Source organism: Polaribacter litorisediminis, assembly GCF_019968605.1.
GTDB lineage: Bacteria > Bacteroidota > Bacteroidia > Flavobacteriales > Flavobacteriaceae > Polaribacter > Polaribacter litorisediminis.
Genome location: NZ_CP082966.1, coordinates 1,060,524 through 1,083,862 on the forward strand (window position 1 = coordinate 1,060,524; position 23,339 = coordinate 1,083,862).

At 30.5% G+C, this 23,339-nt stretch carries 24 protein-coding genes and 1 tRNA gene; 10 read left to right on the forward strand and 15 right to left on the reverse strand.

Annotated features, from left to right (window positions below; genetic code table 11):
* The first annotated feature begins 274 nt into the window (after nt 1–274).
* A complete protein-coding gene (locus K8354_RS04690; protein WP_223445789.1) occupies nt 275–1,294 on the forward strand; it encodes an IS630 family transposase in 1,020 nt (339 codons plus the stop codon).
* A gap of 55 nt (nt 1,295–1,349) precedes the next feature.
* Complete coding sequence (locus tag K8354_RS04695; protein ID WP_223447587.1) at nt 1,350–1,673, forward strand: J domain-containing protein; 324 nt, start codon at nt 1,350–1,352, stop codon at nt 1,671–1,673.
* 157 nt (nt 1,674–1,830) lie between these two features.
* On the opposite strand, the gene K8354_RS04700 is transcribed toward K8354_RS04695, so the two are convergent.
* From K8354_RS04700 to K8354_RS04715, 4 genes are all read right to left on the reverse strand, one after another.
* Nucleotides 1,831–2,070 (reverse strand): hypothetical protein, encoded by a 240-nt coding sequence (locus tag K8354_RS04700; RefSeq protein ID WP_223445791.1) that lies wholly within the window; start codon nt 2,068–2,070, stop codon nt 1,831–1,833.
* A 12-nt stretch (nt 2,071–2,082) separates the two neighbouring features.
* A complete protein-coding gene (locus K8354_RS04705; RefSeq protein ID WP_223445793.1) occupies nt 2,083–3,588 on the reverse strand; it encodes an IS5 family transposase in 1,506 nt (501 codons plus the stop codon).
* 117 nt (nt 3,589–3,705) lie between these two features.
* Nucleotides 3,706–4,989, reverse strand: a complete 1,284-nt coding sequence (locus K8354_RS04710) for a tyrosine-type recombinase/integrase (RefSeq protein ID WP_223445795.1) — start codon at nt 4,987–4,989, stop codon at nt 3,706–3,708.
* A 231-nt stretch (nt 4,990–5,220) separates the two neighbouring features.
* A tRNA-Met gene (locus K8354_RS04715) sits at nt 5,221–5,294 on the reverse strand.
* 110 nt (nt 5,295–5,404) lie between these two features.
* Between K8354_RS04715 and K8354_RS04720 the strand changes: the two genes are divergently transcribed.
* Together K8354_RS04720 and K8354_RS04725 are read left to right on the forward strand one after the other, a co-directional pair.
* The gene (locus tag K8354_RS04720; RefSeq protein WP_223445797.1) at nt 5,405–5,788 is read left to right on the forward strand and encodes an START-like domain-containing protein; all 384 of its coding nucleotides are present in this window, start codon (nt 5,405–5,407) and stop codon (nt 5,786–5,788) included.
* 103 nt (nt 5,789–5,891) lie between these two features.
* Nucleotides 5,892–6,725, forward strand: a complete 834-nt coding sequence (locus tag K8354_RS04725; protein WP_223445799.1) for an aminotransferase class IV — start codon at nt 5,892–5,894, stop codon at nt 6,723–6,725.
* On the opposite strand, the gene K8354_RS04730 is transcribed toward K8354_RS04725, so the two are convergent.
* The 5 genes from K8354_RS04730 to K8354_RS04750 all read right to left on the reverse strand — a co-directional run bounded on the left by K8354_RS04730 (nt 6,722) and on the right by K8354_RS04750 (nt 11,194).
* A complete protein-coding gene (locus K8354_RS04730) occupies nt 6,722–7,279 on the reverse strand; it encodes a YqgE/AlgH family protein (RefSeq protein ID WP_223445801.1) in 558 nt (185 codons plus the stop codon). The genes K8354_RS04725 and K8354_RS04730 overlap by 4 nt on opposite strands.
* A gap of 79 nt (nt 7,280–7,358) precedes the next feature.
* A complete protein-coding gene (locus K8354_RS04735; RefSeq protein ID WP_223445803.1) occupies nt 7,359–7,631 on the reverse strand; it encodes an HU family DNA-binding protein in 273 nt (90 codons plus the stop codon).
* 175 nt (nt 7,632–7,806) lie between these two features.
* A complete protein-coding gene (gene fmt / locus K8354_RS04740) occupies nt 7,807–8,751 on the reverse strand; it encodes a methionyl-tRNA formyltransferase (RefSeq protein WP_223445805.1) in 945 nt (314 codons plus the stop codon).
* Complete coding sequence (locus K8354_RS04745; protein ID WP_223445808.1) at nt 8,748–10,646, reverse strand: RecQ family ATP-dependent DNA helicase; 1,899 nt, start codon at nt 10,644–10,646, stop codon at nt 8,748–8,750. The genes fmt and K8354_RS04745 overlap by 4 nt, the downstream gene beginning before the upstream one ends.
* Nucleotides 10,643–11,194, reverse strand: coding sequence for an AAA family ATPase (locus K8354_RS04750; protein WP_223445810.1), 552 nt, complete (start codon nt 11,192–11,194; stop codon nt 10,643–10,645). The genes K8354_RS04745 and K8354_RS04750 overlap by 4 nt, the downstream gene beginning before the upstream one ends.
* A 139-nt stretch (nt 11,195–11,333) precedes the next feature.
* Here K8354_RS04750 and K8354_RS04755 point away from each other — a divergent pair, with 139 nt between their 5' ends.
* Genes K8354_RS04755 through K8354_RS04775 form a run of 5 tightly spaced genes read left to right on the forward strand, consistent with a single transcriptional unit; the run spans nt 11,334 to nt 16,400 of the window.
* Nucleotides 11,334–11,615 carry a DUF493 family protein gene (locus K8354_RS04755; protein ID WP_223445812.1) on the forward strand — a complete coding sequence of 94 codons (282 nt, stop codon included), beginning with the start codon at nt 11,334–11,336 and terminating at the stop codon, nt 11,613–11,615.
* A 4-nt stretch (nt 11,616–11,619) separates the two neighbouring features.
* Nucleotides 11,620–13,251, forward strand: a complete 1,632-nt coding sequence (locus K8354_RS04760) for a peptidylprolyl isomerase (protein ID WP_223445814.1) — start codon at nt 11,620–11,622, stop codon at nt 13,249–13,251.
* The gene (locus K8354_RS04765; protein ID WP_223445816.1) at nt 13,251–14,099 is read left to right on the forward strand and encodes a hypothetical protein; all 849 of its coding nucleotides are present in this window, start codon (nt 13,251–13,253) and stop codon (nt 14,097–14,099) included. The genes K8354_RS04760 and K8354_RS04765 overlap by 1 nt, the downstream gene beginning before the upstream one ends.
* Nucleotides 14,065–15,447: a peptidylprolyl isomerase gene (locus K8354_RS04770; protein WP_223445818.1), complete on the forward strand. Its 1,383-nt coding sequence runs from the start codon at nt 14,065–14,067 to the stop codon at nt 15,445–15,447. The genes K8354_RS04765 and K8354_RS04770 overlap by 35 nt, the downstream gene beginning before the upstream one ends.
* Complete coding sequence (locus K8354_RS04775) at nt 15,447–16,400, forward strand: AAA family ATPase (RefSeq protein WP_223445820.1); 954 nt, start codon at nt 15,447–15,449, stop codon at nt 16,398–16,400. The genes K8354_RS04770 and K8354_RS04775 overlap by 1 nt, the downstream gene beginning before the upstream one ends.
* Here the strand turns inward: K8354_RS04775 and K8354_RS04780 are convergent.
* The 3 genes from K8354_RS04780 to K8354_RS04790 are packed head-to-tail and all read right to left on the reverse strand — an operon-like array spanning nt 16,397 to nt 18,487.
* Nucleotides 16,397–16,951 carry an RsmD family RNA methyltransferase gene (locus K8354_RS04780; protein WP_223445822.1) on the reverse strand — a complete coding sequence of 185 codons (555 nt, stop codon included), beginning with the start codon at nt 16,949–16,951 and terminating at the stop codon, nt 16,397–16,399. The genes K8354_RS04775 and K8354_RS04780 overlap by 4 nt on opposite strands.
* Nucleotides 16,948–17,784: a DUF3822 family protein gene (locus K8354_RS04785; protein WP_223445824.1), complete on the reverse strand. Its 837-nt coding sequence runs from the start codon at nt 17,782–17,784 to the stop codon at nt 16,948–16,950. Before K8354_RS04785 ends, K8354_RS04780 begins: the two co-directional genes overlap by 4 nt.
* Nucleotides 17,753–18,487: a DUF1275 domain-containing protein gene (locus K8354_RS04790; RefSeq protein WP_223445826.1), complete on the reverse strand. Its 735-nt coding sequence runs from the start codon at nt 18,485–18,487 to the stop codon at nt 17,753–17,755. Before K8354_RS04790 ends, K8354_RS04785 begins: the two co-directional genes overlap by 32 nt.
* Before the next feature lie 105 nt (nt 18,488–18,592).
* On the opposite strand from K8354_RS04790, the gene K8354_RS04795 reads away from it, so the two are divergent.
* Nucleotides 18,593–20,017 carry an ATP-dependent DNA helicase gene (locus tag K8354_RS04795; protein WP_223445828.1) on the forward strand — a complete coding sequence of 475 codons (1,425 nt, stop codon included), beginning with the start codon at nt 18,593–18,595 and terminating at the stop codon, nt 20,015–20,017.
* 2 nt (nt 20,018–20,019) lie between these two features.
* Here the strand turns inward: K8354_RS04795 and K8354_RS04800 are convergent, their stop codons facing one another.
* From K8354_RS04800 to K8354_RS04810, 3 genes are read right to left on the reverse strand one after another with little or no spacing between them, the layout of a single operon-like run.
* Nucleotides 20,020–21,507 carry a carboxypeptidase regulatory-like domain-containing protein gene (locus tag K8354_RS04800; protein WP_223445829.1) on the reverse strand — a complete coding sequence of 496 codons (1,488 nt, stop codon included), beginning with the start codon at nt 21,505–21,507 and terminating at the stop codon, nt 20,020–20,022.
* Nucleotides 21,508–21,548: 41 nt separating this feature from the next.
* Entirely contained in the window at nt 21,549–22,916 is a 1,368-nt protein-coding gene (locus tag K8354_RS04805) for a CsgG/HfaB family protein (RefSeq protein WP_223445832.1), read from the reverse strand.
* 12 nt (nt 22,917–22,928) lie between these two features.
* A complete protein-coding gene (locus K8354_RS04810) occupies nt 22,929–23,330 on the reverse strand; it encodes a curli production assembly/transport component CsgF (protein ID WP_223445834.1) in 402 nt (133 codons plus the stop codon).
* Nucleotides 23,331–23,339: the final 9 nt, after the last annotated feature.

Sequence of the window (23,339 nt, forward strand, 5' to 3'; positions counted from 1 at the left end):
AATTTACCCGAATAAAAAAATAACTATTCCCAAAATAGCATATAAAAAATTGCTGGTTTTGTCTCAAATAAAGGTCATTGCTAGTTTGCTTGTATCTGATTTTTCTTCGTAAAATCCTCGGACACAAACCCGCAACTTCCCATATGCATAAAAGTTAGGCAAAATTAGAAAATAAATTGAAGAATTATTACCAAATTTTAGGAATTGAAAGAAAGGCTATTAACTTAGAATTAATAGTTCTTTAATTCATCTATATTTTTCTTATCTTTACGGAATGGGAAAAGTAGATTTAAGAAGTGTATCAGACCAAGAGCGAAATATCATTCGTAGAGATGCAATAAAGATGATAAAAAGAGGAGATAAAAAAAGTGAAATAGCCTCTTTTTACGGAGTACATGTAAATACAGTTAGAGATTGGTGGAAACTTTATAAGAAAGAAGGAGTTAAATCTTTGTCTTATCAAAAGAGAGGTGCAAAATCAGAAAACAAAAAATTGCTTAATTCTCAGCAAGAACTTGCTATTCAAAAGATGATAACAGATACTATGCCTGATCAGTTGAAATTAGATTTTGCCTTATGGACAACTAAAGCAATTAAAGAACTTATAGAGCGAGAACTTAGTATTGTAATAGGTAGAAGGGCAATTGGAAATTACCTTAATTCATGGGGTTTCACGCCTCAGAAACCAAAAAAGAGAGCTTATGAACAATGCTCTAAAAAGGTTCAGAAATGGTTAGATGAGCAGTATCCTGTTATAAAAGAGAAGGCAAAACAAGAAAAAGCAACAATCCATTGGGGAGATGAGACAGGTGTTAGAAATAGCAATCAGCATGGTCGCTCATATGCACCTAAAGGGAAGACACCTGTTAAAAAGCATATGTCAAAACGATTTTCAATCAATATGATTTCAACAGTTACCAATCAAGGATTGGTTCAATTTATGATTTATAAAGAAAATATGAATGCGGATGTTTTTATACGATTTTTAGAGCAACTTGTTAAATCACAAAAGAATAAGGCATATTTGATTCTAGATAATTTAAGAGTTCACCATAGTAAAATTGTAAAAAAATGGGTGGAAAAAAACTCAGATAAAATAGAATTATTTTATCTACCCTCTTATTCACCAGACAGAAATCCTGATGAATATCTGAACTGTGACTTAAAATATGCATTGTCTGAAAAACCAGCTCCAAAAAATGCAGAAAAATTGAGAGAGAATCTGGAAAACCATATGATATGTTACAAGAAAATAGTGACAGAGTTGCTAAATATTTTAATCATCCTAGCATAAAATACGCAGCTTAAATATAAATAACTATTAATGCGAGGTTAATAGTGTATTAGGTATAAAAAAATCATTTCGAAAACTTGCTACCAAATTTCATCCTGACAAAAACGATGGAGATACTTTTTTTGTAAGTAGATTTAAGGAAATTCAAGAAGCTTATGAAGTATTATCAAATCCAACCCGAAAAGTTGAATATGATAAAAAGTTAGATGATTTTTTAAATTTAAAATCTAATTCTACTTTTGAAAAAAAAACTTACGAACCAAAAAGGGAGTCAAAAAAAGGAAAAACTGAAAAAGAAAAACCAATAAAAAAAAATAATGTTTCAAAAAAAATGTTGCTTTTTATTTCATCTGTTTATAATTCTGTTTTATTCTCATAATGAGTGTTTTAAAAAATAGTTGCAAACACCAAGAAAGTTAAATTTTCATCTTCAAGCTCTATGGCTTACTGCTGTGTGCTTAGCGTTTGTTGTCAGTTTCATTTTCGGGGTTTCCTATTTTTGATAGGATATTTCAACCTCCAGTAAAAATCGACCTTTATGCAACTTGTAATTGTTCTGTATCAATACCTAGCTCCTTTAATCGCTTGATATGATGTTGTATTTGATTTACTTTTCTCTTATTGTCTAAAAACTCTACACCTAAATCTTTATAAGCCACTTGGTCTTTTAGTATAAAATAGGCGGCGACAAGGATCTTATGTCCTACTGCTATTAATGCTCTTTTTTTACCTCTTCTAACTAGGATTTGCTGAGAAACTAGGAATTTAAAATTCACTTAAAGATGATTTTATACATACTGTTTGTCATATTTTCTATTTTGAATTTGTAACGGCTCTATGATGTTTTTAAAAGCCAATAGTATTGTATTTATTAATATTTTTATTGAAGTTTGAAGCCAAAAAACATTAATTTTTTGGTATCGTATCAAATTCATAATAAAAAATATTGTAGCAATCCAACTCTCAGAGGTATTTTTTAATCGAGCTCTTATTTTATTTAGATTGTAGCCGTTTTTACCTTGCCCAAACTTCCCTTCTATGTGGTTTCGTTCTGCTGCTTCTTTTCTTCGTTTTTGTTTTTCATAATAGGATTCTTCAAGCTGCTCTTTGCTTTTTCGTCCTAGTGGTGGTGCAGTTATTCGGATATTTCTTTGTTTAAGCCAAGCTCTGTTTTCTCGTGTGGCATAGATTTTATCGACTTGAACGAGTTCGGGGTAATAGCCGTGTAAAGTTTTATAATTTTCTACTTGTGAAATCAGATCTGATGATTCATTATAAGCGTCCCAACTTAGGGTATTGATTCTGGCAAAACCGTTTTCTAAATCTACACCTAATTTTGAGCCAAATTCTACCTTGGCATTTGTTTTACCACGAACTATAGGACGTACATGTGGCTGAAAAATACTGACGATTCTGTCTTTACAACTTTTTGTTTTTAGGTCATATATTTGTTTTTGCTGGTCATAAAGTATTTGAATAACCCAAAACAGTTTTTGTTCTCTGTGGCTTAGAGGAAAAGCTTGGCCTTTGGATTCAAAATAATCGAGCTGCTTATGGATATGCTTTAGATTTCTTTTAACACATTCTAAAAGTTTACGGTTCATTTTTCGATGAGCAGCATTCGGTTTTCTCTTTTTCTTGGCGTAGTCTAAAAAAGCGGTATTCATTTTACGTCTATAGGTTCGTGGCTTTGTTCCTTTTTTACCTGATAATACGTAGAGTTTGTCAATCATTTTTTCTAATTGCTTTCTGCTTGCATTTAAAAGTTTACTATCTGTTGGGTAGGTAATATATTGGTCGGCAACAGTAGCGTCCATCTGAAGTTTCCCTTTGTTGGGTGGATGCTCATCTTCATCTTTTTTCTTTGCAATCTGCTTGTTGTCTGAACTGGCACTACTTGACTTTATGAGTTCTGTGGTTAACTTATCAAAACTATCTATACCTATGCGTTTACGTATTTCAACAAACAAAGAGGGATCAAAAACAGGATGTGGGTTATACCCTTTTAAACCTATAAAATATTGCATGTAAATATTTTCTTGAATCTTTGCGATAACGCCTCTATCGTCTAAGTTCTCCATGTGTTTTATGATTAATGCACCCAAAACTATGCGTGGCGCAATACCTGGTCGACCTAGTTTTGTATTCATCAAGCTCATGTAAATACTAGCAAAAGTATCCCATGGAACTATTTGAGCTAACTTTACCCAACGATTTTCTGGCAGAAGCGACGTCTCAAATGGTGTTGCAAAACCTTCAATGCTTAACTGGTGTTCTGAAATATAATTTATCATAATGCAGAGATATTTAACGTAAGTTAATAAAATCTTTGTATTTTAACAAGGATTTTAATGAAAAATAAGAACCTACTTAACTGATTGTAAGAATATTAAATAGATGTAAGGTGTTTTTCAGCAAGCCCTAAATAATTTTGAATAATCTTGTGGTAACTCAGCATCAATTTCTCTTAAATACTTTTCTAAAGCACTCATGGATTTATGACCTGTAATCAGCATTAAATTGCTTTTCGCTTCGTAAGGAGAAGCTTTTTCTCTCAGTTTTCTGTATAGCTTCGAGATAAAAGTATGTCTAAAGCTATAAATTCCATAATCCTCATTTAATTTAAAATGGTCTTTTACAACGCTTCTAAACCTTTTAGAAAAATGATCTCTTCTATTCGTCTCGTTTGCATGCCAGAAAGCTCCAATTTTGTCTGGAGTAAATAAAAAGGATTCTTTATCTAACATCGATAAGTCAGGTAACTCATCAAATAAAATACTAGGAATAATCTTTGTTTTTAAAGCGCTATTCTTTGCTTTAAACTGAACAGTTTTGGTTTCTAAATTAATGTCTTTAACTCTTAATCTACAAACCTCAATAGGCCTAATAAAACTATAGGAAACGAACTTTATGAATAGTAATAAAAGTTGATCTTGTTTTTCTAAATATTCAAATATATTTTGTTGTTCTTTTAATGTGTACACCTTATTTCTTTCTGTTTTGGATTTTAAAACAGGAATCGATTGAATATAGTTTTCAGCAACCAATTCATTATTTTTTAATACTTGGAAGATACTTCCTAACTCTGTTCTGTAATTGTTACGATTTCTTGCACTTGTTTTCAGAACAATTCCGTTAAAATAATCTAATAAGTCTTTTCTAGAAATTTCTCCTATGTTTTTCTTTGTTGGATGTGTTTCTTCCATCCATGAAATGAATAGTTTTACCTTTCTTCTATAATCTTTTATGGTTGCAGTGCTTACTGCCTTTTCTTTTAAGCGTAATGCAAAGTCAAAAGCTTTTACAAAAGACATTTCTTCTTGATTTTTATTCCCAGTATTTTGTTCTTTTATAGGTCTCGTTTTTTTGGTGCTTTCTCTAGCTTTCATAGTTGATTCACCCTTTATGAGCTCATTTTTCAATAGAGAAGTCATTGTCTTTTCATTGATGGCCTCCTTAATAGCAATCTTTATGGCATCGTTTATTGTTGATACCATTTCTTCTTTTTTCGACGTTTCTTTAATCTTTTTTTCAGGAATAGGAGTTTCAAATTCCTTATTCAATTCTGTGTTCTCTATAAAAGGATTAAAGCCTTGTTTTAATAAAAGTAACAGTTTCTTTCTGTAAGATGACAAGAGACTCAACCTAGCTTCCTTGGTTTTGTAATGGTTTACTTTTCCATATACATTTGCCATTCGTTCGAGTTTTCCTGTTTTTGGATTTCTGAAGGAATAATAGACATACCAACGCTTGGATAAGTCCTATTTTGCGGTGTAAATTTTGGGGGTTGAAAATAGGGGTAAAACATTCAAATCGTTTTCAGAATCGTGTTCAATTTCCGTTGTAAGGGTAAGGTGTTCGTGAATTGATAGCATAAAAAAACAGTTTAGAGACCTAAACTGTTGTTTTATAATGATTTAAAATAGTAGCGAGAACGGGATTTGAACCCGTGACCTCAGGGTTATGAATCCTGCGCTCTAACCAACTGAGCTACCTCGCCATGGTTTTTGCGAGTGCAAATATAATTACTTTTTATAGATTAGCAACAAGCCTTTTTAATTTTTTTTAAATAGAATTATTACCTATATTGCTCATCTAACAAATCAAACAATGGAAAAAGTACAATTTGAATTAGAAATCCCTATTCATGCATCACCAAATATGCTGTATTCGTATATTTCTTCGCCATCTAATTTGCAAGAATGGTTTGCAGACAAAGTAAACGCAAGGGGTAAAATTTTTAGTTTTGTTTGGGAGGGAACCGAAGAGTTAGCTGAATTAATTACAAAAAAAACAGGAGAAAGAATTCGATGGAAATGGCTCGAAAGCGAAGGCGATGATAGTTTTTTTGAAATTAAAATTCAAGTAGATGCACTTACAAAAGATGTTTCTTTAATTGTTACGGATTTTGCAGATGATGAGGATGAAGTAGAGGAATCTAAGCAACTTTGGGAGAACCAAATAGACGAATTAAGGCATACTATTGGAGCTTAAAACCAAGATTGTAAACAATATAAAGGACCAGTATAATTGCTGGTTTTTTTGTGCTTAAAATCTATGGATTTATAGTAATTTTGCAATTCTTAAAAACAAAGAAATGGTTAATTTTAATGGTGATTTAATTTCAGAAAAAAAAGTACAACTTTCTTCAGAAAATAGGGGTTTTAAATATGGAGATGCAATTTTTGAAACCATCAAAGTACACCATCATAAAATTATTTTCTGGGAAGATCACTATTTTAGATTAATGGCTTCTATGAGAATGTTGCGTATGAAAATACCCATGCAATTTACATTAGAGTTTTTAGAGCAAGAAATTTTAAAAACAGTAGCGGTGCAAAACGCATCTCCTTCTTTTAGAGTGCGACTCAATGTTTTTAGAAAAGATGGAGGTTTATACACACCAAAAACGAATAAAATAGACTATTTAATTGATGTAAAAGCCAATACATACCAAACCAAAGAAAGTTATTCGGTAGATGTTTATAAAGATTTTTACAGTTATTCAGGTTTACTATCAACCATTAAAACCAATAATAGAATGATTAATACATTGGCAAGTATTTATGCTCAAGAGAATGATTTGGATAATTGTGTTTTAATCAATGAGAAAAAAGGGGTTGTAGAGGTAACCAATGCGAATATATTTATTTTAAAAGGATCTGTTGTAAAAACACCAGCGTTAACAGAGGGGTGTATAAAGGGAGTGGTCAGAAAAAAAGTTATTGAAATGATTGCTAAAAACCCGGCATATACCTTAGAGGAAACTACAATTTCTCCGTTTGAAATTCAAAAAGCAGATGAAGTCTTTGTAACCAATGCCATTATGGGCGTGCAACCTATTACCAATTATAAAAAGAAAACATTTAAGTCAGATTTTTCAAAAAAAATAAGTAAAAGCCTACAGGTTTTAGAAGTTACTTCTGTTTAATTTAAATTGACGTCATTGGGTGCATTTGCCCAAATTTTATAATCACCACCTTTTTGTAGTATTTTATTTCTCCAAAGAGAAGTATCATCTTCGGCAAATATGTTTTTGAGGTCGTTTTCTGAGATAAACCAAGAATTAAGATTAAGTTCATCGTTAAGTTGGTTTTGACCCCACCCAGAATATCCTAGAAAAAAGCGAATATCATGTTTAGTTAATTTATTCGTATTTAATAATTTTTTTAAAGCTTCAAAATTACCTCCCCAGAAAACTCCTTTGTCAACTTCAATACTTTCCGGAATTAATTCGGGTACTTTATGCACAAAATAGAGATTGTCTTGCTCTACGGGGCCTCCTTGGTAAATGGTAAACGCTGAATGAATATCGGGTAATAAATCTTGTAATGTATACTCTAAAGGTCTATTTAAGATAAAGCCAACGGAGTTCTGTTCGGTATGTTCTGTAATTAAAATAATAGATCTGTTAAAAGAACTATCGTTTAAAATAGAAGGTTCAGCAATTAATAATCTACCTTTTAATGGTTTTAAATAGGACATAGGTAAATATATAGAAAATATAGGAATAAAAAAAACTCTCTTAAAAAAGAGAGTTTAATTATAAAATGTTAAATAAAGACTAGTTTACAGCTTCGCTTAAACCAGCTCCAGCTTTAAATTTAGCTACATTTTTAGCAGCAATTTGAATTGTTTTTCCTGTTTGTGGGTTTCTACCACTTCTTGCAGCTCTGTTAGAAACTGAGAAAGTTCCAAAACCAACTAATGCAACTTTACCACCACCTTTTAATGCAGAAGTTACGTTATCTGTAAAAGATTCTAAAGCTGCTTTTGCTGCTACTTTAGATATTCCTGCATCAGCAGCCATTGCATCTATTAAATCAGACTTGTTCATAATAAATAAATTTTTAAATTAAATGTAAATTTTTGCGCTCTATAGCTTAACAAATATAGACGTATTAAGGGTTTGCGCAAATTTGGAGCTCTAAAAAGCCGTGTTTTGTTAATAAGTAAACGTAAATTGTTAATAAATGTAATTATAAAACTCAAAACCTTATAAATAAAAGGAATTAAAGCATTTTTGCATTTTCTGAAAATGCATAACCATTTAATAAACTTTGTATATTCATTTTCTTTTTTCCTGCCAATTTTATTTCAAGTACACGAATAAATCCATCATTTACAGCAATTTTCATTTCTTTTTTTGAGGTAATAATTTTTCCTGGTGTATATTGATGAGTTTCTTTTTCTTTTAAAACCTCGTAGATTTTTGCAGAAACTTCTTTACCATCATTTAAAATGGTTGTCCAAGCTAAAGGGAAAGGATTTAGGCCTCTAATTTTATTATAGATGCTATCTACAGAATTACACCAATTTATTTTTGTGTTTTCGGAATGTAATTTTGGAGCAGATTTTTCTTCTAGTTCGGGTTGTTTGTGGGTAGTTAAATTTCCTTGAGCAATTAAATTTACTGTTTCTGCTACCAAATTAGCACCTAAAACCATTAATTTATCATGCAAAGAACCAAAAGTTTCATCATCAGCAATGGCAATTTCTTTTTGCAAAATAATTTCACCGGTATCAATTTTATCATCAATAAAAAAAGTAGTAACCCCTGTTTTAGACTCTCCATTTATAATGGCCCAATGAATAGGAGCAGCGCCTCTATAAGCAGGTAATAAAGAAGCATGCAAATTAAAAGTACCAAACTTTGGCATTTGCCAAACTATTTTAGGTAACATTCTAAAAGCAACTACAATTTGTAAATCTGCTTTTAAGGATTTTAATTCTTGATTAAATTCTTCATTTTTTAAATTTGCAGGTTGTAAGACTTTTAAGTCTTGAGAAATTGCATATTTTTTTACGGCAGATTCATTAAGTTTTCTGCCTCGCCCTGCAGGTTTGTCAGGGGCAGTAATAACACCAACAATTGTATAGGTTTGTTCTACTAAATGTTTTAAAATTGTTACAGCAAAATCTGGGGTTCCCATAAAAACGATACGCATATTTTTCATAATTCTTGTTTTATTTGGTATTTATTTTGATGATTTAGTTGTATTTTATTTTCAGATAATAGGGCACGCAAATGTATTAAAATGTCTTGTTCGTTCGCGTTTAAAATTTGATAAATTTCTTGTGACGATTGCGTTCCTTTTGCCTGTAAAACTTCTAGAATTTTCGAAGAAATATTTACAGATTTTTTTCTTTTTTCTGACAAACAAACATCACAAATACCACATTTTTTTGTAGATGTTTCATCGAAATATGCTAAAATTTGAATGTTTCTACAGGTAATGTTATTTTGAATGTACATTAAAAAATCTGCTGATTTTTTCTCTTTTTGCTTTAGAAATTGTACAATCTCTTTAGAACATCTATTGATCGTACGATCATCTTCTCGAGGCACTAAAAACCGAATTTCTGTAGCTGTTTTTACACGATGATATAGTAGTATTTTGTCTTCATGTAAACGCTCTAAATGGGCAATTATTCGTCTAGAAGTGCTGTTGTTTTTTTTTGCTAATAGAAATTCATCTATTTTAACTTCTTGTTGAAATAGACCAGTGTAAGTTCTTAATAATGAGTTTATAAAATTAGTAGTATCAATATTATTGATAGCATAAGAAATTACGTTTTTACTACTTTGGTTAAAAATTATGGATGATTTTTGATTGAAGGTATCTGCTGTTTCTAAGATACCATTATTTACTAAAATAGTGCATACAGTTGTTACTTTTTTTTGTGAGAATTGATATGTTTTACAGAATTCAGAAATCTGAAATTGATACATTTCTTCTGAAATCTCACCATTCGGAATTCTAAAATATTGATATAGTTTTCGGTGAATTTCTTTTACTTCAGAAATTGATGGCAAACTTTTTTTTACTTGTTCTTTGTAAATTGCAATATCATTTTCATTTTTTAATAAGACAGCAAAAGATTTTTTTTCATTTCTACCGGCTCTTCCAGATTCTTGAATGTAATTTTCTAAAGAAAAAGGCAAATCAAAATGAATTACAACACCCACATTTGGTTTATCAATTCCCATTCCGAATGCATTTGTTGCCACCATAATTGGGGTGCTTTCTGTCATCCAATTTTTAAAAGCATTTTGTTTTTCTGATTGCTTTAATCCGCCGTGATAAAAACTACTTTTAAAATTGTTGGCATTTAAAAATCGAGCAATCTCTGCTGTTTTTTTTCTTGAACTTACATAGACAATGGCAGGCGATTTTGTCTTAATGAAAATTTGTTTTAAACGCAATAATTTATCTTCGATTGTGAAAATTTGGTACGCTAAATTTTGTCTGTAAAAAGATTTTCTAAAAATTTTAGGGTTTTCCAATGCAAGATTCACCCTAATATCATCTAACACTCTTTTATTGGCAGTTGCAGTAAGTGCAATAAAATGTACTTCAGGAATTAGCTCTTTTAGAATTTTAATCGTTCTGTAGGAAGGTCTAAAATCATGGCCCCATTCAGAAATACAATGTGCCTCATCAATAGCCACAAAACTAATAGTTAATTCTTTTAATTTTTGCTGAATAAATACAGATTGTAGTCTTTCTGGCGAAATGTATAAAAACTTATAATTTCCGAATTTAATGGTATCAAAAAGTGCAATCATTTCATCTTGAGAAGAACCTGATACAATTGTTGTCGCTTTTATATTTTTACTTTTTAAATTTTCGACTTGATCTTGCATCAAGGCAATCAATGGAGAAATTACCAAGCAAACTCCTTCTTTTATCAGGGCAGGTACTTGAAAACAAATCGACTTTCCGCCTCCTGTTGGCAACAAGGCAATTACATCTTTTTGCTCTAAAACCGCATTTATAATGTCTTCTTGAGGCGTTCTAAATGCAGTGTGATTCCAGTATTTTTTTAATATGTCTTTTGATGAAATCATAAATCGCAAGAAAGCGAGTGGATAATAAAATTAGTTCTAGCAGCAACACTTCCAAAAGGAACATTAATAATTTTATAACCTAAATCAATATATGCTTTGGTGAGATGAATATCAATTTCAGTAGCTTCTTTAAAAGATTCATAGCGCTCATTATCAGTTATATGTATCTCTTTCCAAGGCGAAAAATGAAAAATATGGTCGTAGGTGTGTTCTTTGCTTTTTTCTAAAAATAGTGTAGGGAAATCAGTTTTAAAGTAGTTCATATAAGTATGTACATCTGGTATTCCTCTATCAAAAAAAACAATTTCTTCCGCACTTTTATGAGCTTTTAGATATTGTTCCTCTCTTCCTTGCAGTAACATTTCGCTAAATAAAAGTGGTTCTGTTAAAAACAATTGTTCGATGCCTTGTTTTTGTGCTTTTAAGATTACAGCTCTAGATACTTCATCATAACAGCAATAATCCTTTGCTTTTAACGCATTTAAAACAGTTGTTTTTCCTGTTCCTGGTCCACCAATTAAAACTATTTTTTGTTGAATTTTTTGCAAGTATTTTGTGTTAGCTTGATTAATTTTAATTATCTCTTTTTAGGGAGTATCACAAAAATAAATCATTCGTTTTATAAAACTAATTTTTAATGTAATTTTGTGACTTCTTATTTGTAAATAGTTTAACAAATTTTCAATTATGAGTGATAAAAATGCTTTTTATTCCAAGTTAAAAGGTCAGTTAGAGGATACCACTAAGTTTCCTGCAGATTATATGTATAAATTTATTGTACCTACTGATGAAAATCAGTTAGAAGAAGTACAAAATGTTTTTGATAATACAGGAGCAGTTATTACAACGAAAAATTCTAAAACGGGCAAATATATTAGCATTACTAGCGTTTTAAAGCTACAGAGTGCAGATGGTGTTATTATGTATTATAAAAAGGTCGAAAAAATTAAAGGAATTATATCACTATAAGTTTATGAAAAAAATTGTTTTAGCAGTAATTTTAGGTTTTTCGAGTATTGTTTTTGCTCAACAGAAAGATAGAGTTTTAGTAACCATAGATGGTGAGAAAACAATGGTTTCAGATTTTAAAAGAGTTTATGAAAAAAATCTAGACGCCATAGATAATGAAGAAGCAAAAGATGTTAAGAAAAATTTAAAGTTATTTATCGACTATACCCTAAAAGTTAAGGAAGCATATGCCATTAAGTTAGATACATTATCTTCTTATGTAAAAGAAATGGAAGGCTATAAAAATCAACTTTCTGCACCTTACATGCAAGATACTGCCTACATTAACAAATTGGTGAAAGATGCTTATTTTCGCACTAAATATGAAGTGAAAGCAAAACATATTTTAATAAGAACACCAAAAATTCCTACGCCCAAAGACACGCTTTTGTCTTATCAAAAAATTACAAAAATAAGAGATAGAATTATAAACGGAGATGATTTTGAAAAAGTAGCCGAAGAAACTTCTGAGGACGATTCAGCAAGAGATGATGTTAGGAGTGGAAGAAAAGGCAATAAAGGTAATTTAGGATATTTTTCTGCTTTTAAAATGGTGTACCCGTTTGAAGAAGCTGCTTATACTACAAAAGTAGGTGAGGTTTCCATGCCTTTTAAAACACGATTTGGTTACCATATTTTAAAGGTAGATAGCACAAGGGTTTCTAAAGGAGAGTTGGAAGTTGCCCACATTTTATTAAATGATCCGAGTGAAAAAAACGAAGAATTGATAAACTCAATTTATGATAAATTAGAGAATGATGAGCAATTTAAAGCCTTAGCCAGAAAGTATTCTAACGATTCAGGCTCCAAATCTAAAGGAGGCAAATTAAGGAAATTCGGAACAGGAATGATGGTAAAACCTTTTGAAGATGTTGCTTATAGTTTGCAAAAAGAAGGCGAGTATTCAAAGCCTTTTAAGACGCGTTTTGGATGGCATATTGTTCAGTTAATTAAGAAATATCCGGTGGGATCTTTCGATGAAATGAAAGACGATTTAAAAAGTAAAATAAAATCTAGCTCCAGAGCCCAGCTATCGGCAAAAGCAGTGGTCGATAAATTAAAGAAAAAATATACGATTTCGGAAAATGAAAAAGCCAAAGAAATTTTTGATAACAAGAATATAAGATCCATTTCGAAAGATTCTTTACAACAGGTAATTTTATCAGTTAACGAAAAAGAATTTAAACAAGAAGCATTTATTGAGTTCATTCAGAATAGAAAAAATATGCCAATATTTCAATTGTTTGAAGAGTTTAAAGACAAAGAAATTTTAGCATACTACAAAGATAATTTAGAAAAAACGGAACCTGAATTTGCTTATGTTTTAAAGGAATACAAAGATGGTTTGTTGTTGTTTGAGTTAATGCAAGAAAAAATTTGGAACAAATCTTCTAAAGATACGTTAGGTCTTAAAAATTATTATACTGCAAATAAGACTAAGTATAAGATGGACTTTGAAAAAATTAAAGGCGAGGTAATGAATGATTATCAAACCTATTTAGATGAAAAATGGGTTGCAGATTTAAGAAATAAGAGCGCGATAGAAGTAAATAAAAAACAACTTAAAAAATTAATTAAATTCTATAGAAAGCAGTAATGAGAAAATTTACAATGTTTTTTTTATTATTTGCAACACTTACTTCTTGTAACTATTTTCAGTTGGAAGAGAAAGAGAGCGTGGCATCAGAAATTATAGCGATTGTAAATACAGAAAAACTTTTTAGAACCGATTTAAAAGACGTTTTACCCAATAATATTAGCAAAGAAGATAGCATTGTTTTGGTAAAAGGATATATAAATGATTGGGCAATTAAACAGTTATTATTAAAAAAAGCTGAAGCAAATAGTTCTTTAGAAGATGTAGATGAAATTAATACACTGGTAAAAGATTATAAAGAGAGTTTATTAATTAATAGTTATAAAGAAAGACTTATAAAACAACAGTTAGATACCGTTATAAACGAAGATGAAATTGAAACTTTCTATACTGAAAATAGAGAAAATTTTAAGTTGAATACAGAGTTGTTAAAAATAAAATACTTGCATTTTGATAATAATATTATCAATAAAAAAGAATTTATAAGTTTATTTAAATCGGATGACATTGAAGATATAGAAGCTTTAGAAAAACAACAACTAAGTTTTAAATATTACCAGTTTAACGATTCAATTTGGACACAGGTAGATAAGGTTTTGTTAAAACTACCCTTTTCGAAAGAAAATTTGTTAAAAAAAACAAAATTCATTCAAAAACAAGATTCATTAGGTTTATATTTGGTGGCTATTAAAGACGTTTTAGTTCGGAATGATATAGCCCCATTAAGCTATATAAAACCTACTATTAAACAAATGATTTTGCACAAACGTAAAATTGAATTCATAAGAGAAATTGAAAAAATATTAGTAAAGGATGCAACAAAAAATAACAATTTTAAAGAATATTAAAATTACACTGTTAACAGCTTTTTTAGGCTTGATAAGTATGGCTAGTTTTAGTCAAAAAATTAAAATAGATGGTGTTGCCGTGGTTATTGGTAAAAATATTGTTTTAGATTCTGATATTGAAAAGTTTAAGCAAGAAGTTGAGGTAAGGTCTGAAGGTAAAATTAAGATTTCTGATTGCGAAATGTTAGAGGAATTAATGCAACAAAAATTATTAGCGCACCATGCTATTATTGACAGTGTGCTTGTTGTAGACGCAGAAATAGAATCTAGAGTAGAGCAAAGTGTGCAGTATTTTACGCAACAATATGGTTCTGTAGATAAGGTGATTAAAGCGTATGGTTTTAATGATTTAGATGATCTAAAAAAGGAACTCTTCACAGTACAAACAGAAAATGCTTTAATTGAAAAAGAGCAACAAAAAATTACAGAAAAAGTAGACGTTACTCCAGAAGAAGTTCGGCTGTATTTTAATAGTTTAAAAGAGAAAGAAGAATTACCAGAATTTTCTGCGGAGATAGAATTGGCTCAAATCGTTATCAACGCAAAACCAACAAAAGAGGAAACAGAAAGAATTATTAATAAACTGAATGAAATTAAGAAAGAAGTAGAAGACGGTGCCAGCTTTAAAATGAAAGCTATTATCAATTCTAATGATCCTGGCGTAACTCAAAATGGAGGTAGATATGAAGTTACCAAAGAATCTCAGTTTATAAAGGAATTCAAGGAAACTGCTTTTAGTTTGGATGTAGGGCAAATATCAAAACCTTTTAAATCAGATTTTGGGTATCATTTAATGCAACTTCATGAAGTAAAAGGAAATATGCGAATTGCTTCCCATATTTTAATGCAACCAGAAATACCTGGAGCTAAATTAATCGAAACAAGAGAAAAAGCAGAAAAGATAGTAAAAGATATCAATTCAGGGATCATTACTTTCGAAGAGGCGGTAGAAAAATATTCTGATGATAAAGAAACCAAAAATAATGGCGGTTTAATTTTGAACCCTTATACAGGTGAGTCTACATTCGATTTAATTGGCATGGATCCTGCTTTGTATGCTAGAGTTGCAGAGTTAAAAAAAGGCGAACTTACGGAAGTATTTTACGATCAAAATAGGAGTGGAGAGAAAATGTATAAGTTTATGATCATGAGAGATAGAACCGATACACATACTGCAGATTTAATAGATGATTATGTAAAGATTCAAGGATTGGCTTTGGCAAAAAAGAAAGAAGAAACGATAACCAAATGGTCTAAAGAAAAAATTAAGGATACCTATATTAAAATGTCTGATGCGTTCAGCAAGTGTACTTTTGAAAAAAATTGGAAAAAAGAAACTGGTAAATAATGTCAGATGTAAAAGCAGTAGATGAGTTAGTAATAAAATACAATTCATTAAAAACTGAAATTGGTAAAATAATAATTGGTCAAGAAGAAGCTGTAAATTTTACACTTTTATCGATTTTTTGTGGTGGTCATTCTTTATTAATAGGGGTGCCAGGTTTGGCAAAAACATTATTGGTAAATACAGTTTCTAGTGTTTTAGGTTTAAAATTTAATCGTATTCAATTTACGCCAGATTTAATGCCTTCGGATATTTTAGGAAGTGAAATTTTAGACGAAAACAGACATTTTAAATTTATAAAAGGTCCTATTTTTTCAAATATTATTTTAGCAGATGAAATTAATAGAACTCCACCAAAAACACAAGCAGCTTTATTAGAAGCAATGCAAGAGCGTTCTGTAACGGTTTCTGGAAATCATTATAAGTTAGCATTGCCATTTTTTGTATTGGCAACACAAAATCCTATTGAGCAAGAAGGAACCTACCCTTTGCCCGAAGCGCAGTTAGATCGATTTATGTTTTCTATTAATTTACAATATCCTACTTTTAAAGAAGAAGTAGAAGTTGTAAAAAGCACTACAAGTTCTTTGCAACAAAAGATAAATGCTATCTTTTCTGGTGATGATATTATTACAATTCAAAAATTAATTCGTAAAATTCCTGTTACAGATAACGTAATCGAATATGCAGTTGGTTTGGTGGGTAAAACAAGGCCAAAATCTGATGCTGCAACACCTATGGTAAAAAGTTATTTAGATTGGGGAGCAGGGCCTAGAGCTTCACAAAACTTAATTTTAGCGGCAAAAGCGCATGCAGCTGTAAATGGAAAATATTCTCCTGATATAGAAGATGTAAAAGCGGTTGCCCTTCCTATTTTATCGCATAGAATTGTAAAGAATTATAAAGCAGAAGCAGAAGGTATTTCAATTTCTGATATTATAAACTCGTTGCTTTAGGCATCTTCTTGAGAGATTTCTTCAAAAAAACTAAATACATTTCCACCATAACGTTTGTCATAACGATGATTTTTATGCCCAGATAAATCTGTATATTTAGCGTGTTCTACAATGAGGACCCCTTCTTCTTTTAAAAGATTTTTATCAAAAACAGTATCTACAATTTCTAAAAATTTTTCAACCTCAAAATCATAAGGTGGATCCGCAAAAATAATATCAGCCTGCAAAGAAGTAGTTTCTAGAAACTTGTAAACATCTGTTTTGTAGGTGTTAATGTTTAATTCTAATTCTTTTGCAGTATTGGTAATGTATTTAATACAATTATAGTTCGCATCAATGGCATAAATACTTTTACAGCCTCTAGAAGCAAATTCGTAACTAATGTTTCCTGTGCCCGAAAATAAATCGATTACAGAAATGCTGTCAAAATAATAAAGGTTATTTAGAATGTTAAATAATCCTTCTTTCGCCATGTCTGTTGTAGGGCGAACAGGTAGGTTTTTAGGGGCTCTTAAACGTCTTCCTTTTAATTTTCCTGATATTATTCTCATGCGCCTAATAGTATGTAGTTTGAGTGTTTAGAAATGTCTAATTCTTTAAATATCGCATTTTTGCTTTCTAAGAATAAAACATTTTTTATGTAGTTGTAAGTAATTGTATATAGTTCATCATCCAAATGAATTTTCCCCATAAAATAAAGGTTAAATTCTTCTGTGTTGAGTTGTAATTGTTCTGCAGTAAAAAGGATATAGTACATAAAATCTTCTTTTGAATCATAAGAAAAAGAGTTACAGAAAATTATAGTACTGTTTTTTAAAACAATGATATCAATACTATTTTTAGCTACGTTTACATACATATTACTTTCGTTAGAATTGGCTGTTTTTAAGAGCTTTTCTATTAAAATAGTATGGTGATGTTTGTAATCGAATTCTCCAAAATTTTGAAATAAATAGTTGTTGATGTTTACATAAGGTACATATACATTTTTTGCGTCTATACCCGTAAGTTCATCAAAAGCTACAAAATCTGTCTTTAAAGTTTTAATATTAAAATTAAGATACTCTGTTAAAACATCTTCATCAAAATATTTTGAAGGAACAAGTGTCGATAATTTATTTTGATGAATTACATTGACATGATTGAATTCAAGTTGTAAATTAAGATCAGCCTTAAAAATAGTTTCAATTTGTTGGCATAATTCTTCAGGAGAATTCTGTGTAGTATCGAATATATATTCTGTAAAAAAAATATCTTTTTTAGTTAAAATGTCTGAAACACAAAAAGAAAATCCATCCAAACTAAATTGGATGGATAAGGCTATATCTTTTGTTTTCTTTAATAAATTTTTGCTACTCTTCTTCTGCACCGCTTTTTCTATCATATTGTGGTGGCCAGTTTCCACCCGTACTAATTTCTTCTAAAGAACCTACAGAAACATAATCACCCTTAATTTGGTTAGATTCTTTCACTTCTAATTCTTGCTTTATCAAAGATGGATTCATCCCTTTTAAGATGCCTGCTTTTTCAGTTCTTACTCTAAAAGTTGATACGACTAAGCCAGGTATTTTCTCTAAAGAACCTACTTCTATTTCAAATTCTTTACCTTCAACTCCAGGAACTTTAAACATTGTTTTATAGGGTCTGTTTTTAAAGTATTTGATAACAGGTTCATAACCAGTAGTGTCTGTAACTCTTTTTTCTTCATCAACAATAATACCACCACCTTTATTAATTTGTTCTACAATAGTTCTAGTTTCTGTTAATGCAATAGAATCATTACTTACAAAGTTAATCAAACTATCTTTGTTAGCTGTATAAACACCATTTACCTCGTAGTATTTTACCTCTGCATCTCTAATAATTTTTAAACTTTTTATAACAGGAGCATATTTTTCTACTTTTTCTTTCGCAAATTGAATTGGCTCCATAATACCATCATAAATTTTAATACTTAAATATACGGCCAAAACCAATAATAAAATTGACGGAATCCATCGTAGTTTTAACGGTAAAAATTTAACTATAACAAAAGCTACTAGAACGGCACCTATCGCAGCTCCTAAAATCATTAATATTAACTCCATTTTTAATTTTGTTTTTTAATAGTGTTCCGACAAATCTACAATTTTTTTTTAATGATAAAAATTTTTCTTTACAAAGAAATGTATCTTTGACGTTTTATATCCTTTATGATAAAAATACCTACTGATTTTTATAGAGAACTCTTAAAAAAGTTTCCTCATTTACCAACAAAAAAACAAAGTCAATTATTAAATTTATTAAGTATTTATATTTTTAATGAGGATAAAGACGCTTTATTTTTGTTAAAAGGATATGCAGGTACAGGTAAAACTACGATAATTAGTTCGTTTGTAAATACACTTTCGTTAGCAGGAAAAAAAGCAGTTTTACTAGCACCAACAGGAAGAGCAGCCAAAGTAATTGCAATTTATTCTAAAAGACCTTCGTTTACAATCCATAAAAAAATATATTTTCCTAAAAAACAATCTAATGGTTCTGTAGATTTTGTTTTACAAACAAATAAGCATAGAAATACAATATTTATTGTTGATGAAGCTTCTATGATATCAGATAGTAGCCAAAATCAAAAATTGTTTGAATCGGGTTCTTTGTTAGATGATTTAATTTCTTATGTGTACTCCGGGCATCAATGTAAATTAATTTTTATTGGTGATACGGCGCAACTTCCGCCAGTTAAATTAGAGATTAGTCCTGCTTTAGAGGAAGATACGTTACGATATGACTATCATAAAAATGTAACAGAAATTGAATTGGATGAAGTGATGCGGCAACATGAAAATTCTGGAATTTTAGCAAATGCAACAGAATTAAGGTTATTGCTGCAGAACGAAGGAGAAAATTTTCAGTTTAATATTGATTTTCCTGATATTATTAGATTGGTGGATGGTTATGATATTGAAGACGCTTTGGTAACTGCTTATGAAAAAGATGGTGTAGAAGATACTGCTTTTATTGTTAGATCTAATAAAAGAGCCAATCAATACAATGAACAAATACGAATTAAAATTCGCGGACAAGAAAATGAAATTTCTGCGGGAGATTATGTGATGATTGTTAAAAATAATTATTTTTGGTTAAAAGAATCTTCGGATGCAGGTTTTATTGCTAATGGCGATATATGTCAGGTTTTAAATATATTTTCGATTAAAGAATTATACGGATTTAAATTTGCTGAGGTTACGCTAAAAATGATCGATTATCCAGAGATGCAACCGTTTGAAACTGTTTTGTTATTAGATACTTTAACCAGCGAAAGTCCGTCTTTAACCTACCAAGAATCTAATAAATTATACCAGGCTGTAAAAGAAGATTATGCCGATGAGAAATCGAAATACAAACAATTTATGGCCATTAAAAAGAACAAGTATTTTAATTCTTTACAAGTAAAATTTTCTTATGCCATGACGTGCCACAAATCTCAAGGGGGGCAATGGAAAACCGTTTTTATAGAACAACCTTATTTACCAGATGGTGTTTCTAAAGCATATTTTAGATGGTTATATACTGCCATTACCAGAGCACAAGAAAAGTTATATTTAATTGGTTTTAAAGATGATTTTTTTATAGAGTAAATTTAATTCCAGTCTATCATTTTTGCATGGGTTGTATAGATTTTTCTCCCATTATTTAGACCTATGTCTAGAATTTGTAAATCTTTTTGAGAAACATTATCATTGGATGTGTTTACAAATATAATTTGGGCTTCATTTGGCGAAAAACGAGGATCTAAGTCGTTCGTTCCAGCTTTTTTATCTGTGGATACATTTGTAGCGGTACTACTTGTAAAGTTATAAATGAATATGTTGGTATCTAATTGTCTGTAGGTAGCGTTTTCATTACTCGATACATCGTGAGTATAGAGAAGAGAATCTCCGGAGAATGAGAAATTGAGCCCGCCAAAAGCACCAGACTTGCCTTGGGTTACCAAATGTTGAATAGCACCAGATGTATTAATCGTAAAAATTTCTACATTATATCCATTGGCGTCATTTGTTTTTAGCGCAATTTGCTGCGTACTTTGATTCCAGTCTATTTCTGAAATAAAATTACCATTCGTTGTTTGATACAATTGAGCCAATGAAGAACCATTAGATCCTATTTCATATAATTTATCAAAGTTAGGAAATAGTATTTTTGAGTCATTGTCTTTCCAAGCAAAATCTAGCTCTTCTAAATTAAACCCATTAACGGTAATATTATTTGTTACTTGTTGTTCATTAGATCCGTCTGTATCCATTATAAAAACATGGGTTTGATTGCCAACGGTTCTATAAAATGCTATTTTATTAATAGACTTGCCTTTTCGAGGTCTCCAGCTATTAACATCTGTGCTGGTTAATTGTATTTCATTCCCGTTTTCATCCGCAGAAAAAATAACATTATTACCATTTATAACCCTCGTATATAAAAATCGATTATTAGGAAAAGGTTTGGTTGTAAAATTAAATACTTCGCTTAAAACCGGCTCGTTAATTTGATCTGTTGCCTTTATTTGCCAAAAATATTTGGTATTAAATTTTAGGTTAGGAATTGTATATAAGGTATCTAAAACATTTTCGATCATTAAAACATCTGAATTTTGGTTGTTAAATACTTCGATGCTATAGGTTATAATATCTTCATCTACATCTGCAGCACTCCATGATAATTCTACTTCTAATTCAGTATTTAAAGAATTATTTGCAGGCTCAATTAACTGCACATCATTCGGGGGTTTATTATTACTTGTATCTGCATCTAACTCAAAAATTACGTTAATAACTTCTGAATTTATTAATGAAATTCCTTCAAACTTAGTTAAAAAAAGATCTTTTTCGGCTTTTACAGAGTAGCTTGCTGAAATGATATCAGAAATTAGAAATTCACCATTTTCATCGGTAAAGACAGTACTAGTTTCTGGACTTGTACTTATTTTTACATTTTCAATAGGCACGTTATCGCCTTTGGTAACTACTTTGCCTGTAATGTTTCCTGTATTAAATATTTCAATTTTATCATCACCACAACTGGTGCATAGCAATAACGTTAAAGCAATTAAGATATTTGTTAATTTTGATTTCATAATAGCTAAATTTTTAAACTTTTTAATTAATTAGATACCGCTTATAATTTATTTTTACTTTTACCTAAATAAATATTTAAACCGATTCCTGCTCGGTAAAATAAATCTGAATGTGAACCTGCTTCCACAAGATCTAAGTTGTCTGTAAAAGTAGCGTTGTGCTCTATATATAAATGAATACCAACCTTTTTATAAATTAAATACTCGATACCGAGTCCGAATTGTAATTTAACATAGTCTTGTTCTGAAAAATTTACGGTAGTTATTCCAATACCACCAAATACATAGGGCGATAATTTATCAAGAGGTAGAAAACTATACTCAAGATTTAAATCTGAAGAGACAAAATTTTCTTTAAATAAGTTGTTGTTTGATAAGTTAAATACATTATAACTAAGGTTTAAGTTAAGGTGATTGCTTAGATAGAATTTATAGCCTAATTTACTATTTAAACTAACTTCTGCGTTCGGTAAATCTCCATCAATATAAGAAGCACCAAGAGCGGTCGTAAAGGCGTGTTTAGTTCTTCTATTGGTTAATAATCTGCCATAGATTTCTGTAGAGAGTGCTTCATCTTTTTCTTGGGCATAGTTGTTAACTAATATAGCGACGTCTTTTTTAGCTGCTTTAGAAGCCCATAACCCATCATTAATTCCCTCTATAATTAAGCTTTCTACAGCCTTTTCTATAGCCTCTGTTACGGCTATTTGGCTGGGTTCGTTTTTAGTAAACCCTGTTTCTACTTCGAGTAATCTTTTAAAACTTACGTACCTAAAAAGACTTGCATCTACGGCTTGAGACAATAAGGTTTTAGAAACATAAATGGTTTTTAGAATTTTACCATTAGAGGTAGACACCGCTCTTAAGTACACGGTTATTCTATCTTGCCTGTATTGCGTTGACCCACCAGCACCAAAATAACGAGCACCGGCACCACCAGTGATAATATTAGAGTCGTAAGAAACCACACCGCCTTCTAGTAAAATACCAGCATACAATAAAGGAGGCAAGCTAGGTTGATTGGTGCCAGATGCTGTGCTATATTGTTTGCGAGTAGATCTAATAATGTTACGCTCATTCGTTAGGTTTGAGAAATTTTCTCTTTCTATAGGTGTAAACCATCTAGAATCTTCTAGTGCTTTAATTAAAATGGTAGTTGCGCCTTGTGTTACGGCTGTGCTAAATGTACTACCATTATCGCTTGGCTTATATTGCCCAGTTTGATCTCTAAATTTATAGACACCTACTACTATGGGTTTTTCTGGCAATGGTAGAGATTTTAATTTTTTGATAGTGTTTGTAGCTTCTCCAAGTCTTGCTTTTTCAGTTTTGTAAGGTTGATTAAAGTACGCTCCGCAGCTTTGTAGGATAAAAATTAGAATTAGTAACCAGAAATATTTTTTATTCATAGTTTGCCGCCTTTAGTTCGGAATTAATATTTGAGTTTGATCTCCAGTGGTGGTATCTAAAATTTCAATAACCAAACCGTTCTCTGAATTAAAAATCTCTATAGACAGCGTTCCAAAAGAAAATGTTCCTTCTCTTAAACCACTTTCGCCAAATTGATTGTTAAATAAAGTTCTAGATAATTGATTAAATAATTGACTGTTTAAGTTTTCTGTAAACCTTTCTAAATCAGATCTTTCATTTCCTAAGTCTATATTAGTCTCTTTAAACTTATTTTGAGATTCTGCAGAACTTAATAGCCAACTATAGTTAAAAGTATCGCCACCAAAGGCTGGGTTTTTAGGTTTGTAAACTAATGATTGCCCAAAAGAGCAAAAACTTAAGAAACCTATACATAAAATACATAGTTTTTTCATGGTGTTTGT

Bases quoted from the DNA above. Each gene is read 5' to 3' on its own strand.
- K8354_RS04770 (WP_223445818.1), top strand. From the start codon at position 14,065: ATGCAACAAAAAATAACAATTTTAAAGAATATTAAAATTACACTGTTA.
- K8354_RS04780 (WP_223445822.1), bottom strand. From the start codon at position 16,951: ATGAGAATAATATCAGGAAAATTAAAAGGAAGACGTTTAAGAGCCCCT.
- K8354_RS04805 (WP_223445832.1), bottom strand. From the start codon at position 22,916: ATGAATAAAAAATATTTCTGGTTACTAATTCTAATTTTTATCCTACAA.
- K8354_RS04730 (WP_223445801.1), bottom strand. From the start codon at position 7,279: ATGTCCTATTTAAAACCATTAAAAGGTAGATTATTAATTGCTGAACCT.
- K8354_RS04755 (WP_223445812.1), top strand. From the start codon at position 11,334: ATGAGTGATAAAAATGCTTTTTATTCCAAGTTAAAAGGTCAGTTAGAG.
- K8354_RS04710 (WP_223445795.1), bottom strand. From the start codon at position 4,989: ATGGCAAATGTATATGGAAAAGTAAACCATTACAAAACCAAGGAAGCT.
- K8354_RS04705 (WP_223445793.1), bottom strand. From the start codon at position 3,588: ATGATAAATTATATTTCAGAACACCAGTTAAGCATTGAAGGTTTTGCA.
- fmt (WP_223445805.1), bottom strand. From the start codon at position 8,751: ATGAAAAATATGCGTATCGTTTTTATGGGAACCCCAGATTTTGCTGTA.
- K8354_RS04795 (WP_223445828.1), top strand. From the start codon at position 18,593: ATGATAAAAATACCTACTGATTTTTATAGAGAACTCTTAAAAAAGTTT.
- K8354_RS04735 (WP_223445803.1), bottom strand. From the start codon at position 7,631: ATGAACAAGTCTGATTTAATAGATGCAATGGCTGCTGATGCAGGAATA.
- K8354_RS04690 (WP_223445789.1), top strand. From the start codon at position 275: ATGGGAAAAGTAGATTTAAGAAGTGTATCAGACCAAGAGCGAAATATC.
- K8354_RS04785 (WP_223445824.1), bottom strand. From the start codon at position 17,784: ATGATAGAAAAAGCGGTGCAGAAGAAGAGTAGCAAAAATTTATTAAAG.
- K8354_RS04745 (WP_223445808.1), bottom strand. From the start codon at position 10,646: ATGATTTCATCAAAAGACATATTAAAAAAATACTGGAATCACACTGCA.
- K8354_RS04725 (WP_223445799.1), top strand. From the start codon at position 5,892: ATGGTTAATTTTAATGGTGATTTAATTTCAGAAAAAAAAGTACAACTT.
- K8354_RS04800 (WP_223445829.1), bottom strand. From the start codon at position 21,507: ATGAAATCAAAATTAACAAATATCTTAATTGCTTTAACGTTATTGCTA.
- K8354_RS04775 (WP_223445820.1), top strand. From the start codon at position 15,447: ATGTCAGATGTAAAAGCAGTAGATGAGTTAGTAATAAAATACAATTCA.
- K8354_RS04760 (WP_223445814.1), top strand. From the start codon at position 11,620: ATGAAAAAAATTGTTTTAGCAGTAATTTTAGGTTTTTCGAGTATTGTT.
- K8354_RS04765 (WP_223445816.1), top strand. From the start codon at position 13,251: ATGAGAAAATTTACAATGTTTTTTTTATTATTTGCAACACTTACTTCT.
- K8354_RS04790 (WP_223445826.1), bottom strand. From the start codon at position 18,487: ATGGAGTTAATATTAATGATTTTAGGAGCTGCGATAGGTGCCGTTCTA.
- K8354_RS04810 (WP_223445834.1), bottom strand. From the start codon at position 23,330: ATGAAAAAACTATGTATTTTATGTATAGGTTTCTTAAGTTTTTGCTCT.
- K8354_RS04720 (WP_223445797.1), top strand. From the start codon at position 5,405: ATGGAAAAAGTACAATTTGAATTAGAAATCCCTATTCATGCATCACCA.